At 70.7% G+C, this 17,180-nt stretch carries 15 protein-coding genes; 9 read left to right on the top strand and 6 right to left on the bottom strand.

From position 1 onward, the window contains the following. Window positions 1-20: 20 nt before the first annotated feature. Complete coding sequence (locus tag ABZ267_RS05470; protein ID WP_356749811.1) at window positions 21-212, bottom strand: DUF397 domain-containing protein; 192 nt, start codon at window positions 210-212, stop codon at window positions 21-23. Between the two features lie 5 nt (window positions 213-217). Next, on the bottom strand, window positions 218-1,099 hold the full coding sequence (locus ABZ267_RS05465; RefSeq protein ID WP_356749809.1) for a helix-turn-helix transcriptional regulator: 882 nt from the start codon (window positions 1,097-1,099) through the stop codon (window positions 218-220). A gap of 226 nt (window positions 1,100-1,325) precedes the next feature. Here ABZ267_RS05465 and ABZ267_RS05460 point away from each other — a divergent pair, with 226 nt between their 5' ends. Then, window positions 1,326-1,754 carry an ATP-binding protein gene (locus tag ABZ267_RS05460; protein ID WP_356749807.1) on the top strand — a complete coding sequence of 143 codons (429 nt, stop codon included), beginning with the start codon at window positions 1,326-1,328 and terminating at the stop codon, window positions 1,752-1,754. Window positions 1,755-1,815: 61 nt separating this feature from the next. Here the strand turns inward: ABZ267_RS05460 and ABZ267_RS05455 are convergent, their stop codons facing one another. Genes ABZ267_RS05455 through pdhA form a run of 3 tightly spaced genes read right to left on the bottom strand, consistent with a single transcriptional unit; the run spans window position 1,816 to window position 5,390 of the window. Next, window positions 1,816-3,234, bottom strand: a complete 1,419-nt coding sequence (locus ABZ267_RS05455) for a dihydrolipoamide acetyltransferase family protein (protein ID WP_356749805.1) — start codon at window positions 3,232-3,234, stop codon at window positions 1,816-1,818. A gap of 12 nt (window positions 3,235-3,246) precedes the next feature. Continuing rightward, window positions 3,247-4,227 carry an alpha-ketoacid dehydrogenase subunit beta gene (locus tag ABZ267_RS05450; protein ID WP_356749803.1) on the bottom strand — a complete coding sequence of 327 codons (981 nt, stop codon included), beginning with the start codon at window positions 4,225-4,227 and terminating at the stop codon, window positions 3,247-3,249. A 2-nt stretch (window positions 4,228-4,229) separates the two neighbouring features. Continuing rightward, window positions 4,230-5,390, bottom strand: a complete 1,161-nt coding sequence (gene pdhA, locus ABZ267_RS05445) for a pyruvate dehydrogenase (acetyl-transferring) E1 component subunit alpha (RefSeq protein WP_356749801.1) — start codon at window positions 5,388-5,390, stop codon at window positions 4,230-4,232. A gap of 349 nt (window positions 5,391-5,739) precedes the next feature. On the opposite strand from pdhA, the gene ABZ267_RS05440 reads away from it, so the two are divergent. From ABZ267_RS05440 to ABZ267_RS05430, 3 genes are all read left to right on the top strand, one after another. Then, window positions 5,740-6,399 (top strand): response regulator transcription factor, encoded by a 660-nt coding sequence (locus ABZ267_RS05440; protein WP_356749799.1) that lies wholly within the window; start codon window positions 5,740-5,742, stop codon window positions 6,397-6,399. Window positions 6,400-6,485: 86 nt separating this feature from the next. Then, on the top strand, window positions 6,486-6,932 hold the full coding sequence (locus ABZ267_RS05435) for a pyridoxamine 5'-phosphate oxidase family protein (RefSeq protein WP_356749797.1): 447 nt from the start codon (window positions 6,486-6,488) through the stop codon (window positions 6,930-6,932). Between the two features lie 63 nt (window positions 6,933-6,995). Next, the gene (locus ABZ267_RS05430; RefSeq protein ID WP_356750062.1) at window positions 6,996-8,027 is read left to right on the top strand and encodes a phosphotransferase; all 1,032 of its coding nucleotides are present in this window, start codon (window positions 6,996-6,998) and stop codon (window positions 8,025-8,027) included. 6 nt (window positions 8,028-8,033) lie between these two features. On the opposite strand, the gene ABZ267_RS05425 is transcribed toward ABZ267_RS05430, so the two are convergent. Further along, the gene (locus ABZ267_RS05425; protein ID WP_356749795.1) at window positions 8,034-9,665 is read right to left on the bottom strand and encodes a protein kinase; all 1,632 of its coding nucleotides are present in this window, start codon (window positions 9,663-9,665) and stop codon (window positions 8,034-8,036) included. Window positions 9,666-10,031: 366 nt separating this feature from the next. Between ABZ267_RS05425 and ABZ267_RS05420 the strand changes: the two genes are divergently transcribed. The 5 genes from ABZ267_RS05420 (at window position 10,032) to ABZ267_RS05400 (ending at window position 17,160) form a co-directional block, all read left to right on the top strand. Further along, window positions 10,032-11,684: a protein kinase gene (locus tag ABZ267_RS05420; protein ID WP_356749793.1), complete on the top strand. Its 1,653-nt coding sequence runs from the start codon at window positions 10,032-10,034 to the stop codon at window positions 11,682-11,684. Window positions 11,685-12,231: 547 nt separating this feature from the next. Beyond that, window positions 12,232-12,699 (top strand): hypothetical protein, encoded by a 468-nt coding sequence (locus ABZ267_RS05415; RefSeq protein ID WP_356749791.1) that lies wholly within the window; start codon window positions 12,232-12,234, stop codon window positions 12,697-12,699. Between the two features lie 70 nt (window positions 12,700-12,769). Beyond that, on the top strand, window positions 12,770-13,393 hold the full coding sequence (locus ABZ267_RS05410) for a PadR family transcriptional regulator (protein ID WP_356749789.1): 624 nt from the start codon (window positions 12,770-12,772) through the stop codon (window positions 13,391-13,393). Window positions 13,394-13,486: 93 nt separating this feature from the next. Then, window positions 13,487-14,305, top strand: a complete 819-nt coding sequence (locus ABZ267_RS05405; protein WP_356749787.1) for an ABC transporter ATP-binding protein — start codon at window positions 13,487-13,489, stop codon at window positions 14,303-14,305. After that, window positions 14,302-17,160, top strand: a complete 2,859-nt coding sequence (locus ABZ267_RS05400; protein ID WP_356749785.1) for an FtsX-like permease family protein — start codon at window positions 14,302-14,304, stop codon at window positions 17,158-17,160. Before ABZ267_RS05405 ends, ABZ267_RS05400 begins: the two co-directional genes overlap by 4 nt. Window positions 17,161-17,180: the final 20 nt, after the last annotated feature.

Below are 17,180 nucleotides of genomic sequence, written 5' to 3'. Positions count from 1 at the left end.
CGTGCGTACGGCGTACCGGCCTACGGCTGCTGTCGGCGCAGGTCGGCCGTGAAGGCGCCCCAGGCGGCGGGCGCGAGGGTGACGACAGGGCCACCGGGGCGCTTGGAGTCGCGGACGGCTACGGTGCGGGGGATGTTGCGGGCAACTTCCACGCACTCCTGTCCAGCGTTGCCGCCGCTGTAGCTGGACTTGACGAATTTGTACGCGGGCACAGGGCCTACAACTCCTTGAGAATGCCATCGACCAGTCTGACCGAGTTGCGCTGCGCCAGGCTCAGCCGCGTGATGCGGTCGAAGAGTCTGACGTGGTGGTCGGCATCATTATCGCTCTCCAGCCAGAGCGTGCTCGATGTCGTATCCATGTGGACCACATCAAGCGCTCCGGGGTCAGCGAACGACACGATGGTGAAGGCGCTCGTCATTCCGGGGTGAGCACCCGCCAGGTAGGGCACGACCTGCAGCTTCACGTTCGGCTGCCGAGCCATGTCCAGCAGGTGGCCGAGTTGCTCTCTCATCACCTGACGCCCTCCCACCAGTTGGCGCAGAGCACTTTCATGGATCACCGCCCACAGCTCCAGCGGACGGTCACCGGTCAATCGAACCTGTCGTGCCATCCGAGCCTCGACGAAGGGTTCGATCTCGTCAGGATCCTCCCAGGAGCCGTTCCCCACCGCCAAGGCCCTCGCATAGTCGGGCGTCTGCAACAAGCCAGGCACAATGGCGAGTTGCCAAGTTCGCAGACTGCTGGCGATGTCCTCCAACGCCACATACTCGACCATGGACTCAAGCCCCGGGTACTGGTTCCACCAGCCACTCGCTTTGCGGCGCTCGCGATCTGCCTTCGCCAGAGCCAAGAGCCTGTCGATGGCACCGGCATCAACCTCACCGTACAGATGACACAGGGCCCGGATATCAGGGTCCCGTATCGGTACGAGGCCCCGCTCGATCTTGGCAACCTTGGCGACCGACGCCGTCAACGCATCCGCCGCGTGCGACTGACGCATGTCGTGCGCCTCCCGCATCCGGAGCAACTCACCGCCGAGACGGCGTCCCAGCACCGTAGAGACTGTCCGGCCTCGATCAGGACTGTTGCCTGCCACGCTGCATTCCCTCCGCCGAGTGGCCCAAGTCTGGGACCTCTCCCCTTCGAACACCAACTAGCGCAGAGAATTTTCTGCCCGAACTTATTGCTGCACATGCGATCGTGCCGCTACCGTCAGTGTTCCGCCGCTAGCACAGCGGAGCCGTCACGGCGGAAGCGCACCGCCCTGCCCAGGCGCAGCCGCGGCACAGCCACCGCCCATCCCACCCCGGAGGCACGCGACCATGACCGCAGCCCAGGAGACCTCAGCCCCCGCCCCCGAGCCCGTCCTCCGCGAGGATCGGGTCGACTACACGCCCACCGCTCGTGCCGTCTCGCTCAGCCGGCATCGGGCCGCTCGGATGGTTCTGCAGTGGGGGCACCCGGGAATGGCCGGTGACGCGGCCCTGATCGTCAGCGAGTTGGCCACCAACGCCCTGCTCCACGGCGCCATCCGGGGACGCCTCTTCCGGGTCCACCTCACGCTTACCGAGTTCATCCTCCGGGTTGCCGTCAGCGATCCGCGCGGGGAGCGGTTGCCCTGCCTCCGGCAGCCCGACTCCGATGACTGCTACGGGCGCGGGCTCCTGATCGTCGCTCAGCTCGCCGACCGGTGGGGCGTCGAGCCCCGGACCGTCGGCAAGAGCGTGTTCGCCGAGCTCTCCGTACGGTGAGCAGGCCGTGGACATGGCGGTGGGCCCGTACGCGACCGCGTACGGGCCCACCGGCAAAACGCTACGCCCAGGTGATCAGGCGCTTCGGCTGTTCCAGGATCGCCGCCACATCCGCCAGCACCTTGGAGCCGAGCTCGCCGTCGACCAGGCGGTGGTCGAACGACAGGGCCAGTGTGGTGACCTGCCGCGGCTTCACCTTGCCCTTGTGCACCCACGGCTGGAGCTTGATCGCGCCGACCGCCAGGATCGCGGACTCGCCCGGGTTCAGGATCGGCGTACCGGTGTCGACGCCGAAGACGCCGACGTTGGTGATCGTCACCGTGCCGCCGGCCATCGCCGCCGGAGACGTCTTGCCGTCCCGCGCCGTGGTCACCAGCTCGCCGAGCGCCGTCGCGAGCTGCGGCAGCGTCTTGTCGTGCGCGTCCTTGATGTTCGGCACGATCAGACCGCGCGGCGTGGCCGCCGCGATGCCCAGGTTCACGTAGTGCTTCTGCACGATCTCCTGGTTGGCCTCGTCCCAGGCCGCGTTGACCTCGGGGTTCCGCTTGATCGCGACCAGGAGGGCCTTGGCGATGATCAGGAGCGGGTTGACCCGCACCCCCGCCATCTCCTTGTCCTCCTTCAGCTCCGCCACCAGCTTCATCGTGCGCGTCACGTCGACCGTCACGAACTCGGTGACGTGCGGCGCGGTGAAGGCCGAGCCGACCATCGCCTGCGCGATCGCCTTGCGGACGCCCTTGACCGGGATGCGGGTCTCGCGCGCGGAGGCAGTGACCTCCACAGCGGCCGCCACCGGCTCGGACACGGAAGGAGCCGGAGCCGCCGCAGCCACGGCCTCCGCCGGAGCCGCCGCCGCGTGCACGTCCTCGCGGGTGATGATGCCGTCCTTGCCGGTCGGCACCACCGTCGCCAGGTCGATCCCCAGGTCCTTCGCCAGCTTCCGTACCGGCGGCTTCGCCAGCGGGCGGCCGACCGGAGCCTCCGGAACAGCAGGCGCCGGCGACGCGTGGCCGTTCAGCTCCGCCTGGACCGCCGCCGCCACCGCAGCCGCCTCCGGAGCAGCGGCCCCCTTGCGCGGGCGGCGCTTGGTCGAGGACTCCGCGACCCCGTAGCCGACCAGGACCGGCGTACGGCCCTTCGGCTCGTCGGACGAAGCGGGCTCCTCCACCGGCTCCTGGACCGGAGCCGGAACCGGAGCCTCCTCATCGCTGCCAGGCGCCACATCCACCGTGATGATCACCTGGCCGACATCGACCGTCGTACCTTCGCCGAACCGCAGCTCGTGCACCACGCCGTCGAACGGGATCGGCAGCTCCACCGCCGCCTTCGCCGTCTCGACCTCGCACACGACCTGGCCGTCGGTGACCGTGTCACCGGGCTGGACGAACCACTTGAGGATCTCGGCCTCGGTGAGCCCCTCGCCCACGTCGGGCATCTTGAACTCGCGGAAGCGAGCGGACGTCTGTGTCATCGTCGTCACGATCCCTGTCCCTCAGTACGCGAGCGAGCGGTCGACGGCGTCGAGCACCCGGTCCAGGCCCGGCAGATACTCGTCCTCCAGCCGGGCCGGCGGATACGGCACGTGGTAGCCGCCGACCCTGAGCACCGGCGCTTCCAGGTGGTAGAAGCTGCGCTCGGTGATGCGTGCGGCGATCTCCGCGCCGGAGCCGTAGAAGACGGGCGCCTCGTGGACGACGACGAGCCGGCCGGTCTTCTCGACCGACGTCTGGATGGCGTCGAAGTCGATCGGCGACATCGAACGCAGGTCCAGGACCTCCACCGACTTGCCCTCCTCCTGCGCGGCCGCGGCCGCTTCCAGACAGACCTTGACCATCGGCCCGTACGCGACGAGCGTCAGGTCGCCGCCCTCGCGGACGGTGACGGCCTTGTGGAGCGGTCCGGGGATGGACTCGGTGTCGACCTCGCCCTTGTCCCAGTAACGCCGCTTCGGCTCGAAGAAGATGATCGGGTCATCGCTCTGCACGGCCTGCTGCATCATCCAGTAGGCGTCGCTCGCGTTGGACGGAGAGACCACCTTGAGTCCTGCCACGTGCGCGAAGAGCGCCTCGGGCGACTCGCTGTGGTGCTCGACCGCGCCGATGCCACCGCCGTACGGGATACGGACGACGACCGGCAGCTTGATCTTGCCGAGCGCGCGGGCGTGCATCTTGGCGAGCTGCGTGACGATCTGGTCGTACGCCGGGAAGACGAAGCCGTCGAACTGGATCTCGACGATCGGGCGGTAGCCGCGCAGGGCCAGGCCGATCGCGGTGCCGACGATGCCGGACTCGGCGAGCGGCGTGTCGATCACCCGCTCCTCGCCGAAGTCCTTCTGGAGGCCGTCGGTGATCCGGAAGACACCGCCGAGCTTTCCGACGTCCTCACCCATGATGAGGACCTTGGGGTCGGTATCGAGGGCCAGACGCAGCGACTCGTTGAGCGCCTTCGCGATGGACATCTTTTCCACGGCCATGGCTACTTGCCCTCCTCGGCGGAGTCTGCGAACGATGCCTGGTAGGCGGCGAACTGGGCGCGCTCCTCGTCGACGAGGGAGTTGCCGTCGGCGTACCCGTGCTCGAACAGGGACAGCGGCTCCGGGTCCGGCATCGCGCGCACCACCTCGCGCACGCGCTTGCCGAGGGTCTCGCTCTCCGTCTCCAGCGCGGTGAAGAAGGCCTCGTCGGCGAGGTTCTCGTTCTCCAGGTACGTGCGCAGCCGCAGGATCGGGTCCTTGGCCTCCCACGCGGCGCGCTCGTCGTCGGCCCGGTACTTCGTCGGGTCGTCGGAGGTGGTGTGGGCGCCCATGCGGTACGTGAACGCCTCGACCAGGGTCGGGCCCTCGCCGCGGCGGGCGCGCTCCAGCGCGGAGCGGGTGACGGCGAGGCACGCGAGGACGTCGTTGCCGTCGACCCGGACGCCCGGGAAGCCGTAGCCCTGCGCGCGCTGGTAGAGCGGCACGCGGGTCTGGCGCTCGGTGGGCTCGGAGATGGCCCACTGGTTGTTCTGGCAGAAGAACACGACCGGTGCGTTGTAGACGGCGGAGAAGGTGAACGACTCCGCGACATCGCCCTGGCTGGAGGCACCGTCACCGAAGTACGCGATCACGGCCGAGTCCGCGCCGTCCTTGGCGACGCCCATGGCGTAGCCGGTGGCGTGCAGCGTCTGCGAGCCGATGACGATCGTGTACAGGTGGAAGTTGTTGGCCGTCGGGTCCCAGCCACCGTGGTTGACCCCGCGGAACATGCCCAGCAGGTTGGTGGGGTCGACCCCGCGACACCACGCCACGCCGTGCTCACGGTAGGTCGGGAAGACGTAGTCGTCGTCGTTCAGCGCCCGGCCGCTGCCGATCTGCGCGGCCTCCTGGCCCAGCAGCGAGGCCCACAGGCCCAGCTCGCCTTGCCGCTGCAGTGCGGTCGCCTCGGCGTCGAAGCGGCGGGTCAGCACCATGTCCCGGTACAGACCGCGCAGCTCTTCGGCGCTCAGGTCGATGCTGTAGTCCGGGTGCTCGACGCGCTCGCCCTCGGGCGTCAGCAGCTGCACGAGCTGGGGCTCGGAACTCTGCGGCTTCTTCGCGGCGCTGGTCCGCTTACTGGCGCGTCGCGGTTTACGCGCGGCGGCAGTGCTCTCCACGGTCACGTGCGTGCTCCTCCGTCGGTCCGGCCCCCGGGGTCTGCCGGGAGACCAGTGCGGCTCGCCTGTGTCCGGACCCGTGCACGGGGTGGGTGCCGCTCGGCCGGGATACAGGCGTGACAGGTGCCCCGGCGAACGCCCTGTCATAGGCACGTTACCCAGTGCGTCGCATAACTGCGAAACCCTATCTGACCTGCGATTTTGCTTGGATTTCCAAGTAAATCGAAAAAATCGGGAAGGTCTGCTGGTCACAGCACTGGTAACAGCCTCGCAGGCCGCCGGAACAACGGCACGTTATCCCGCGGATCAGCGGCTGGGAAGAGCGGAGAGGAGGCGAGTATGTGAGACTGCGACCGTGCGCGAAGATGGAAAAATCACGGTATTTCTGCTCGACGATCATGAGGTCGTCCGGCGTGGCGTCCATGAGCTGCTCTCCGTCGAGTCCGACATCGAGGTGGTCGGCGAGGCGGGTACGGCCGCCGACGCCCTGGTCAGGATCCCGGCGACGCGTCCCGATGTGGCGGTGCTCGACGTGCGGCTGCCGGACGGCAGCGGCGTGGAGGTGTGCCGGGAGGTCCGTTCGCTGGACGAGAACATCAAATGCCTGATGCTCACCTCGTACGCCGATGACGAGGCCCTTTTCGACGCGATCATGGCCGGCGCGTCGGGTTATGTGCTCAAGGCGATCCGCGGCGACGAACTGCTCAACGCGGTACGGGACGTCGCCGCCGGGAAGTCGCTGCTGGATCCCGTGGCCACCGCCCGCGTGCTGGCGCGGCTCCGCGACGGCGGCACCGCCAAGGGCGACGAGCGGCTCGCCAACCTCACCGAACAGGAGCGCAGGATCCTGGACCTGATCGGTGAGGGACTGACCAACCGGGTCATCGGCGAGCGGCTGCACCTCGCCGAGAAGACGATCAAGAACTACGTCTCCAGCCTGCTGTCCAAGCTCGGCATGGAGCGCCGCTCGCAGGCGGCCGCGTACGTCGCGCGGATGCAGGCCGAGCGCCGCTGAGGCCGCCGGTCACGGGACTTTGGTCCCGGACCGCCCGGGGCCGGGGACTCTTACCCGGTCCCTACGTGTGCCGGAGAGTGGACCGTATGCCCTCCGACGAACACCGTGCGCCCGCACCGGCGGCCGCGATCGAGCTGCTCCGCCGGGTCCCTTACGGCCGCCTCGCCACCAGCATGCGCGCCCTGCCGTTCCTGGCGGTGGCCCGGCACGTGGTGTGCGACGGCCGCATCCTGCTGCGGATGCACAGCGGCTTCGGCTACCACGAGGCGTGCGACGGCAGCGTCGTCGCCTACGGAGCCGACAACTACAACGCGGCTCCCGCCGGTGCGACCGATGACCTGTGGTCGGTGCAGTTCACCGGGCCCGCCGAGATCGTCCATCCCTGTCCCGAGCAGGAAGAACTCTTCGGCTCCGCACCCGTCCGCGCCAACGGTGAACCCTTCGCTCCGGCCTACCTCCGGGTCGACCCGCACTTCGTCACGGAGCACACTCTTGACTTCGGCGCAAGTCAGCTTGTCCGCCACGCAGCGTGATCTACCATTTGGTAAGTGCCGCGCTCATATGTCACCCGCCCACCAGTTCCGCCGGTCGGCGAGGTGCTGCGCCGCTACCCGGACGTCGGTGAACCGCTCGCCTGCGAGCCGATCACCAAGGGCCTGCTCAACCACGGATACCGCGTGTCCACCACCCGCGGCTCCTACTTCCTCAAGCACCACCTCGACAAGAAGCACATCGACGACGCCACCGGTGAGCGCGCCACGATCGTGCGCCAGCACCGCGCCACCCAGCGGCTGGCCTCGCTCGGCGTGCCCGTCGTCCCGCCGCTGACCGATACGGACGGCACCACCGTCACCGTGATCGGCGGCCGCTGCTACGCCCTGCACCCGTGGGTCGACGGCCTGCACCGGGTCGGATCCCAGCTCACGCCCCACCAGTCCCGGCGTCTCGGGACGCTCCTCGGAGCCGTACACACCGCTCTTGAGCAGGTCATGCCGACGGACGGTGAACCCGGGCCGTCGGACGGGCCGTTACCCGCCGGCTACGGGAGTCCGCATGCCGCCGACACCTTCGCGCTGATCGACGAACTGCTCGCCGTCGCCCGTGGTCAGCGGCCCCGGGACGCGCCGCGTGACGCCTTCGACGAGCTGGCCGTGCACCGGCTCGTGGAGCGCCGGGCGCTGCTGGAGCTCCATGCGCACCGCCGGCCGCCGACGCCGGACGGGCCCGCCACCGGGTGGGTGCACGGCGACTTCCATCCGCTCAACCTGCTCTACCGGGGCGCCGATCCGGTCGCGATCGTGGACTGGGACCGGCTCGGTGTGCAGCCGCGCGCGGAGGAGGCGGTCCGGGCGGCGGCCATCTTCTTCGTGCAGCCGGGCGGTGAGCTGGACCTGGCGAAGGTACGGGCGTACGCCCGCGCCTACCGGCGTGCGGCGGGCGCGGGCCCGGCCGAACTGGCCGCCGCCGTGCACCGGGTGTGGTGGGAGCGGCTCAACGACTTCTGGATACTCCGCTGGCGCTACCGCCTGGACGACCGAAGGGCCGACCCGCAGTTTCCCGCGGTGTCGGCCCTGGCGGTGTGGTGGACCCGTGAGTACGAGGCGGTGTGCGCGGCGTTCACGGAGTGAGCGGGGTCAGGGGGTGGTGCCTCCGGCTGCCGGGCCGGCCGTGTCGCCCGTGCCGCTGTTGCCGGCGCTGCCGGCGTTGCCCGCGTTGCCGCCGCCGTTCGCGCCCTCCGAGCCGCCGGGCTCGCCGCCGTTGCCGCCCGGCGTGCCCGGGTCGGTGGTCGGGTCGGTCGGGTCGTCGCTCGGCTCGCCCGTGGTGCCCTCGTTGGTGTTGCCGTCCGTCGTCCCGGTGTCCGTGTTGTCGGACGGGGTCGGCGACGGCGTGAACGAGGGCTGGGTCTCGGTCGGCGGCGGGTTGTACGGCGGCGGCTCGGGCTGTGTCTGACCGCCCGTGGAGTCGCTCGGCTGCTCCGGCTCCTCCTCCGTCGGCTCCTCCTCGGACGGCTTCTCCGACGGCTCCTCCTCGGAAGAGCTCACCGAGGTGGACGGCGTGACCGGCTCCTTCTTGTCGCCGCCGTCCTTCGCCGCGCTGATGGCGAAGGCGACGCCGGCGCCGATCGCGACCAGGGCCAGCAGCACGAAGAGCCACATCCTGCTGCGCCGGCCACCGCCGCGCCGACCGCCGTCGTAGCCGCCGTCGTCCGGGTTCATCGGCGGCAGGATCGGACCCTGCGAGGTGTCCCCGTGCGTCGGGTGGCCCATGGCCCGGGTCGAGCCCGTCATCCCGTGCGGCGGGGTCTGACCGCCTTCGCCCAGCGCGACCGGACCGGTGTTCCACGTGCCGGTGTGGCCGCCCTGCACCTGGAGCATCTGCAGGCTGTACTGGACCAGTCCGCGCATCTCCTCGGCGCTCTGGAACCGGTCGTCCGGGTCCTTCGCCAGCGAGCGCATCACCAGCCCGTCCAGCTCCGGCGGCACCACGTCCGAGACCTCGGACGGCTGCACCGGAGTGTCCTGGACATGCTGGTAGACCACCGAGAGCGGCGTCTCGCCGGTGAACGGAGGCCGCAGCGCCAGCAGTTCGTAGAGCAGGCAGCCGGTGGCGTACAGGTCGGAGCGGTGGTCGACGGCCTTGCCGAGCGCCTGCTCGGGCGAGAGGTACTGCGGCGTACCCATGACCATGCCGGTCTGGGTCATCGTCGACTGGGCGCCGTGCAGCGCCCGCGCGATGCCGAAGTCCATCACCTTGACCGCGCCTGAGTCCGTGATGATCACGTTGGCGGGCTTGATGTCCCGGTGCACGATGCCGTGCTGGTGCGAGTAGGCCAGCGCCTCCAGCACACCGGAGACGATGATCAGCGCCTGCTCGGGCGGCGGCGCCTCGGCGGTGAGGAGGAGGTCGCGGATGGTGCGGCCCTCGACCAGCTCCATCACGATGTACGGGACGGTCTGGCCGCCCACGGTGTCCTCGCCGGAGTCGTACACGGCGACGATCGCGTGGTGGTTGAGGCCGGCGACGGACTGCGCCTCGCGCGTGAAGCGGGCCTTGGAGACCGGGTCCTCGGCCAGGTCGGAGCGGAGGAGCTTGACCGCGACCGTACGTCCGAGCCGGACGTCCTCCGCCGCGTACACCTCCGCCATACCGCCCCGGCCGAGCCGGTAGGTCATCCGGTAGCGTCCGTCACCGACGACGCCACCGACACCCCAGGCGTCGGAGCCATCCGAAACTCCGCCGCCGTTTGCTTCGGAATCGGGTGCCATCAGTCCTCGCCGTCGTTTCTGTCCGCGCGTCCGCGGGTTCTCACGGTGCCTTGCTGCATTGCCACGTCACGCTACAGCCTCCGCCGGACACCCAGGTTCCGCACCGGACCGATCATCCGATCGCCCGGCGCGCCTCACACCACGATCTCCTGTTTTTCCTGTAACGCTTCCGCGACGCTTGCTGTGCACAGGGTCACGGAACGGATACCCGGCTTGACGTGTCGGACCCCTCGGGCAGACTTGGCGCGTAATCGCGTTGTAGGGAGTCGTACGGAACCGGTTCGCAGGGGACCGCGTCCTACAGAAACATCGCTTGTGCAGCACAGCGCGTGCCAGAGCACGCGCCGCCGAGGGGGAAAGCAAGTCATGAGCCAGGACGGCGCACAGGGCCGCTACGCGGGCGGAGCGGTGGCGGGCGGCCGCTACCAGCTGCGCGACCTGCTCGGCGAAGGCGGGATGGCCTCCGTCTACCTGGCCTACGACTCCGCCCTCGACCGCCAGGTCGCGATCAAGACCCTCCACACCGAGCTGGGCCGCGAGCAGTCGTTCCGCGAGCGGTTCCGGCGCGAGGCGCAGGCCGTCGCCAAGCTCCAGCACACCAACATCGTCTCGGTCTTCGACACCGGCGAGGACGAGCTCGGTGGCGCGCTGATGCCGTACATCGTCATGGAGTACGTCGAGGGTCAGCCGCTCGGTTCGGTGCTGGCCGACGACATCCGCCAGTACGGCGCGATGCCCGCCGACAAGGCGCTCAAGGTGACGGCCGACGTGCTCGCCGCGCTGGAGACCAGCCACGAGATGGGCCTGGTCCACCGCGACATCAAGCCCGGCAACGTCATGATGACCAAGCGCGGCGTCGTCAAGGTCATGGACTTCGGCATCGCCCGCGCCATGCAGTCCGGTGTCACCTCGATGACGCAGACCGGCATGGTCGTCGGCACCCCGCAGTACCTCTCCCCCGAGCAGGCCCTCGGCCGCGGTGTGGACGCCCGCTCCGACCTCTACTCGGTCGGCATCATGCTCTTCCAGCTCCTCACCGGCCGGATCCCGTTCGACGCGGACTCGCCGCTCGCCATCGCGTACGCGCATGTGCAGGAGGAGCCGGTCGCGCCCTCCACCATCAACCGCTCGGTCACTCCGGCGATGGACGCGCTGGTGGCCCGCGCCCTCAAGAAGAACCCGAACGAACGCTTCCCGAGCGCCGCCGCGATGCGCGACGAGATCGCGCGGGTGCTGAACGCCTCGGGCGGCCGGACCGGCGCCCCGGTGATCGTGGCCGGCGGCGGTCCCGCCAACAGCGGCTCCGGCGTCGGCTCGGCGGTGTTCCCGCCCGTCGACCAGGCGACCCCGGCCCCGCAGAGCGTCCAGACGCCGTACCAGCCGCACGCGCAGCAGCCGTACCCGTCGGGCCCTTCGGGTCCGTACAACCAGCCGGCCCCGACGCCCGCGCCGAGCTACGGCTACCCGCAGGCGGCCCAGGGCTACCCGGGCCCGCTCGCCCACCGGACGCCGCCGCCGTACACGATCAACCCGCAGCACCAGACGGCCGTCGGGACCACGGGCGGCTCCTCCGGCAAGCGGAACATGCCGGTCATCGTCGGCTCGATCGTCGTCGCGCTCCTCGCCGTCGGCGGCCTGATCACCGCGCTCTCCCTCCAGGACAAGGGCAAGGACGACGAGGCGGGCAAGGGCGGCGACCCCGGCACCAGCGAGACCTCCACCGAGGACGGCTACCGGCCGCCGGAGCGCAACCGGACGATGAAGACGACGGCCTGCACGGACGCCACCGAGGACTCCGACGACCCGAAGAAGGTCCAGGCGCCCAACTTCGTCTACAAGGACATCCTCTCGGCGAAGGAGTGCGCGGCGGCCGCGGGCTGGACGATCAAGGAGATCGAGGAGCCCGGCAACACGTACGCGGAGGGCCAGATCGTCGGCCAGTTCCCGTCGTCGGGAGCGGCGGTCTCCGAGCAGGGCGCCCACTTCGAGCTGAAGATCTCGACGGGTCGGCCTTCCTGACTCGGTGGGTCGGTTTTCCTGTCCCGACGGGCCGGCGTGACTGACTCGACCGGCCCTCCTGGCTGACTCGACCGGTCGGCCTTCCTGACTCGGTGGGCCGGCCTGGCTGATCGTTCCTGTTCGACGGGTGATCACTGCGGGTCTCGGACGTCCGTTCCGGCTCTGTTTCGTGGTGGCCATCGACGCCTTACGGCCGGTTATCTCCTCCTGGGCCGTCCGGGATGCCGGATGGAAGAGCGCGTGTGACGCTGATCTCATGGCTCCAGGACGTCCGGCCGTGTGGTCGTCGAGGTGCGCGGTCTGTCTGCTGGTGACGGCCGGCGCGGTGCTGGGGCCGTGCGGCGGGGCCGCTGTCGGGTCGTCGGTGAACGACGGGCCGTCCAAGCGGGCTGTGCCTCCGGGGGCTTCGAGTCCTGCTGCTCCGCCGTCTTCCTCGGGCTCTTCGTCCGGTGCTTCGCCTGGTGTTTCCGGTGGCAAGCCGGCCGTCGGTGCTTCGTCGGGCGGTACGTCCTCCTCCTCGGCGCATCCCTCCGCGCTGCCGCTGCCCGTGCCCCTGCTGCCGTCGTCCGGCGGGCCCGGTGCCGGCCTGGAACCCGTCGGCATTCCTCCTGCGGACGCCGAGGCCGTGCACGGCGCCGAGGCTCCCATGGGCTCCGCCTCGCCGTCTCCCAGCCGTTCCGTTTCCGTCGAGGTGTCGGGATCGACCGCGCCGATGGCCGGGCGGGAGGCCGGGGCCGGGAAGGCTCGTCCCGGGCGTTCGCTGAGCCCGCTGGAGTTGGCGCGGGCCGACGCTCCGGGCGAGCCTGAGCCGTCGGAGGAGGCCGAGGCGACCGCCGCCGACCTGCCGGTCTTCACGCCGCCGCCCGACGCGTTCAGCGATCCCGGGTCGCCGTCCGCACGCGCTCTGGACGCCGCCGCCGTACGGCAGGTTCAGCAGGTCTCGCTCGGTACGGGCATCGCGCTGGTCGGGCTCGGACTCGCCTTCCTGGCCTTCCGCTTGCGCCGCGTGAACTGACCGCTCCACCCCGTGGCCGTGCCACTTTCGGGACTTGCCAGGACCAACATACTCGGTATACATACTCAGTATGTCGATCCGTCACGGGCTACTGGCCCTTCTGGAGCAGGGCCCTCGGTACGGCTCCCAGCTCCGCACCGAGTTCGAGTCACGCACCGGCTCCACCTGGCCGCTCAACGTCGGCCAGGTCTATACGACGCTCAGCCGCCTGGAGCGCGACGGCATGGTCGTGCAGGACGGGGCCGACGAGGCCGGGCACGACCTCTACGCGATCACCGGCGACGGCCGCTCCGAGCTGCGCAGCTGGTTCGAGACGCCGGTGGACCGCACCAACCCGCCACGCGACGAACTGGCCATCAAGCTGGCCATGGCCGTGGGAGCGCCAGGTGTCGACATCCGTGATGTCATCCAGTCCCAGCGCCACCACACCCTCAAGGCCATGCAGGACTACACCCGGCTCAAGGCCCAGGCCCTGGCCGACGTCCCGGCCAACCGGGACGAGGTCGCCTGGCTCCTCGTGGTGGAGCAGCTGATCTTCCAGGCGGAGGCCGAGGCCCGCTGGCTCGACCACTGCGAGTCGCGCCTCGTCCGCCTCGCCGAAGCCGCCGCCACCGAGCCCTCGCCCGAACCCGGCCCGACGGCCACCCGCGGCCCGGCCCGCGCCCTGGCCGGGCGCACGAAGAGCCGGCGCTGAGCTACCTGTAGCTGAGAGGCCCGTAGCCGACCTGCCCGTCTCCTGTTCCGCACTCCACGACCAGCGCATTCTTTCCAGGGGGAACCACCCGCCATGTCATCGCCCGCCGCCACACCGCCGCCGCCGTCCTCCGGGACGCCCGCAGGCGACCCCGTACTCGAACTGCGGGACCTGACCCGCACCCATGGCTCCGGCATCGCCGAAGTGCACGCCCTGCGCGGGATCAGCCTCTCCGTGTATCCGGGTGAACTGGTCGCCGTGATGGGCCCCTCCGGCTCCGGCAAGTCGACCCTGCTGACCCTGGCCGGCGGGCTCGACGACGCCACCAGCGGCCAGGTGATCATCGAGGGCCAGGACATCGCCTCGCTCGGCCGCAAGGGCGTCGCCGCACTGCGCCGCCGGAGCGTCGGTTACGTCTTCCAGGACTACAACCTCATCCCGGCCCTGACCGCCGCCGAGAACATCGCACTGCCGCGCGAACTCGACGGCGTCTCCGTGCGCAAGGCCCGCAAGGAGGCCCTCGCCACGCTGGCCGAGATGAAGCTGACCGAGATAGCCGACCGCTTCCCGGACGAGATGTCCGGCGGCCAGCAGCAGCGCGTCGCCATCGCCCGCGCACTCGTCGGCGACCGGCGCCTCGTTCTCGCCGACGAGCCGACCGGAGCGCTCGACTCCGAGACCGGCGAGGCCGTCCTCGCCCTGCTCCGCACCCGCTGCGACCAGGGCGCGGCAGGCGTCATGGTGACCCATGAGCCCCGGTACGCGGCCTGGGCCGACCGGGTCGTCTTCCTCCGCGACGGTTCGATCGTCGACCAGACGCTGACCGCGGGCGCCGACTCGCTGCTGACGGCGGGAGCGGCCGGAGCCACCGCTTCCTCCGTCGCCGACGGATCCACCGAGGGCGCCAAGTGAGCCTCTTCACCGGGTGGCGCGCCGCCTTCCGCATAGCCAGGCGCGACGCCGTACGGGCCAAGGGCCGCAGCGCCCTCGTCGTCGCCATGATCGCGCTGCCGGTCCTCGGTGTGACCGCCGCCGACCTGACGTACCGCAGCGCCCTGCCCACCCTCGCGGAGGATCTGACGGCGGATCTGGGAGCGGCGGACGCCCTCTTCATCGACCAGGGCATGGGCCCGGTCCGGCTGGAGCAGATGCCCGACGGCATCATGTGGGGCACGCCCGAGGACGCACCGGAGACGCTGCCCGAGGACGAGCGCAAGCCCGTCGACGTACCGGCGACCTTCCCGAAGGGCTCGCGGTACCTCACCGAGCAGTCCCTGCCCGCGTCCGTGACGACCCGCCACGGCATCACCGACACCCAGATCACCGAACTGGCCGTCGCCGACCCGCTGCTGCGCGGCCGGGTCGAGCTGACCGAAGGCGCCTACCCGCGGGCCAAGGACGAGATCGCGGCGACCGAGGCCTTCCTCGACGCGTCCGGGCTCTCCGTCGGCGACCGCGTCACCGTGCGCGGCCCCGAGCAGGTCTACACCCTCACCGGCTCGGTGGAACTGCCCGCCGACCTGAAGTCCGAGTCGCTCTTCGCCGTCCCCGGCGCGGTCATCGCGCCGTGGCAGAAGACCGCCGACGGCGACAAGGAGATCCTCCCGCCGCAGGCCGGCGACCTGAAGTGGCTGGTCCAGGGCCCGTCCGATGCGGGTGTGACCTGGTCGGACGTGCGCGCCGCCAACGAGAAGGGCGTGGTGGTACGGGCCCGGCAGGTCGTCCTGGACCCGCCGCCGGACTCCGAGGTCCCCCTGGCCGCGCAGATGGGAGGCTCGGAGACCGGCAACGCGGAGATGACCGCGGCCGCCCTCACCGTGGCCGCCATGGCCGTCCTGGAGATCGTGCTGCTGGCCGGACCGGCGTTCGCCGTGGGCGCCCGCCGTTCGCGCCGGCAGCTGGGCCTGGTCGGCTCGTGCGGCGGCACCCGTGGCCAGGTCCGGGCCGTGGTGCTCGCGGGCGGTGCGGTGCTCGGCGGAGTCGGCGCGGTCGTCGGCGTCGGCGCCGGATTCGGCCTCACCGCCCTGTTCCGCCCGATGATCGAGGACTTCACCGGCCGCCGCTTCGGCGAACTGACCGTGCAGCCCTGGGAGATCCTCGCCATCGCCGTACTCGGCCTGGTCACCGGTGTCCTCGCCGCACTCGCGCCGGCGATCGTGGCGGGCCGCCAGTCCGTCCTGGAGTCGCTCACCGGCCGCCGCGGCTCCCGCCGCGGCTCCCGGGTGCTGTCGGCCGTCGGCTCCCTCGTGCTCGCGGGCGGCACCGCCCTCGCCGTGTACGGAGGCGTCAGCGGAAGCATCAATCTGGTCGCGGGCGGTTCCGTCCTCGCCGAGCTGGGCCTCCTCGGCTGCATCCCGGTCATCGTCGGGTTCCTCGGTCGGCTCGGCCGCGGGCTGCCGCTGACGCCCCGCATCGCCCTGCGCGACGCGGCCCGCAACCGGGGCCGTACCGCGCCGGCCGTCGCCGCCGTGATGGCCGCCGTCGCGGGCAGCGTCGCCATCGCCACGTACACCAGCAGCAGCGCCGCCGAGCAGGCGTACGACCACGTGCCGGACCTGACCTCGGGCACCGCGGCGGTGATGGCCTTCGACACCTCCCAGAAGGCCAACCTGCCCCGCGCACGGGCCGCCGTCGAGCAGAACTACCCGGTCAGCGGTGGGCGCGCCGACGTCGGACGAGTGTGGGCCGGCAGCGACTGCTCGGTGTACTACGAGGAGGAGAACGACTGCGGAACCATCGGGCTCGTCAAGCCCACCGGAGAGGGCCACTCCTGCCCGCTGAAGGGCAGGGGTGCCAAGGAACTCGCGCTGCGGATCTCGGCGGACGAGCACAAGCGGCTGATGAACTCTCCCGCCTGCGTGGACGAGCGGTGGACCTCGGTCTCCCTCGGCAACGACGACAGCAAGGTCGTCATCGGTGACGCCGGGCTGCTCACGTCGTACGTGAAGCTCGACGACCCGGCGGCGGCGAAGGCCCTGGCCGCCGGCACACCCGTGCTGCTCAACCCGGCGTACGCCGAGAACGGCGAGGTCACCCTCAAGGCCGTCCACACCTACAGCGAGCGCGACAAGAAGAACCGGGCCCTCCACCCCGGCAAGGCCCGCACCACCACGGACCGGCTGAAGGTGTACGTCGCTCCCGACCGGTACGCGGCGACCCCGGGCATCCGGATGATCCTGCCGCGGCGGACCGCGGACGAGCTCGGCCTGCACACCGAGGAGCACGCCAGCATCTACACGCTGAGCCGCGAGCCGAACGACGCCGAGCGGCAGGCGGCCGACGCGGCGATCGAGCAGGCCGGAAACCGCGCGTACGTGATGACCGCGAGCCCCGCGCAGCAGGGAGAGGACGAAGCGATCCTGCTGATCCTGGCCATCTTCGCCGGGGTCGTGACCCTGGGTGCGGCGGCCATCACCACCGGGCTCTCCAAGGCCGACGCGGAGGCCGACCTCACCACGCTCAGCGCGGTGGGCGCGCCGCCGGGCGTACGGCGCTCGCTCTCCGGCTTCCAGTGCCTGGTCGTCGCGCTGACCGGCGTACTGCTGGGAACGGCGGCGGGGATCGTGCCGGCGGTCGCACTGCGCCTGACCGACCTGCGCGCGGCGGTGGCGGAGATGCGGACGGATCCGATGGAGTCGGCGTACACACCGATCGTGATGCCGTGGCCGACCATCGCGCTGCTGGCCCTGGTCGTGCCGGTGCTGGCCGGGCTGCTCGCCGCCGGCCTCACCAGCTCCCGGCTGAAGCTGGCCCGCCGCGCGGGCTGACCGGCTCTTCCGGTGCCCGC

The organism is Streptomyces sp. NPDC006174, from assembly GCF_040614075.1.
Taxonomy (GTDB): domain Bacteria; phylum Actinomycetota; class Actinomycetes; order Streptomycetales; family Streptomycetaceae; genus Streptomyces.
Note: the sequence above shows the minus strand (reverse complement) of the source record. Positions and strands in the feature narration are given on the sequence as shown.

What these genes read in the sequence shown, in the direction of transcription:
- ABZ267_RS05425 (WP_356749795.1), bottom strand. Translation starts at nt 9,665, where the DNA reads ATGGCACCCGATTCCGAAGCAAACGGCGGCGGAGTTTCGGATGGCTCC.
- ABZ267_RS05405 (WP_356749787.1), top strand. Translation starts at nt 13,487, where the DNA reads ATGTCATCGCCCGCCGCCACACCGCCGCCGCCGTCCTCCGGGACGCCC.
- ABZ267_RS05450 (WP_356749803.1), bottom strand. Translation starts at nt 4,227, where the DNA reads ATGGCCGTGGAAAAGATGTCCATCGCGAAGGCGCTCAACGAGTCGCTG.
- ABZ267_RS05410 (WP_356749789.1), top strand. Translation starts at nt 12,770, where the DNA reads ATGTCGATCCGTCACGGGCTACTGGCCCTTCTGGAGCAGGGCCCTCGG.
- ABZ267_RS05435 (WP_356749797.1), top strand. Translation starts at nt 6,486, where the DNA reads ATGCCCTCCGACGAACACCGTGCGCCCGCACCGGCGGCCGCGATCGAG.
- ABZ267_RS05460 (WP_356749807.1), top strand. Translation starts at nt 1,326, where the DNA reads ATGACCGCAGCCCAGGAGACCTCAGCCCCCGCCCCCGAGCCCGTCCTC.
- ABZ267_RS05420 (WP_356749793.1), top strand. Translation starts at nt 10,032, where the DNA reads ATGAGCCAGGACGGCGCACAGGGCCGCTACGCGGGCGGAGCGGTGGCG.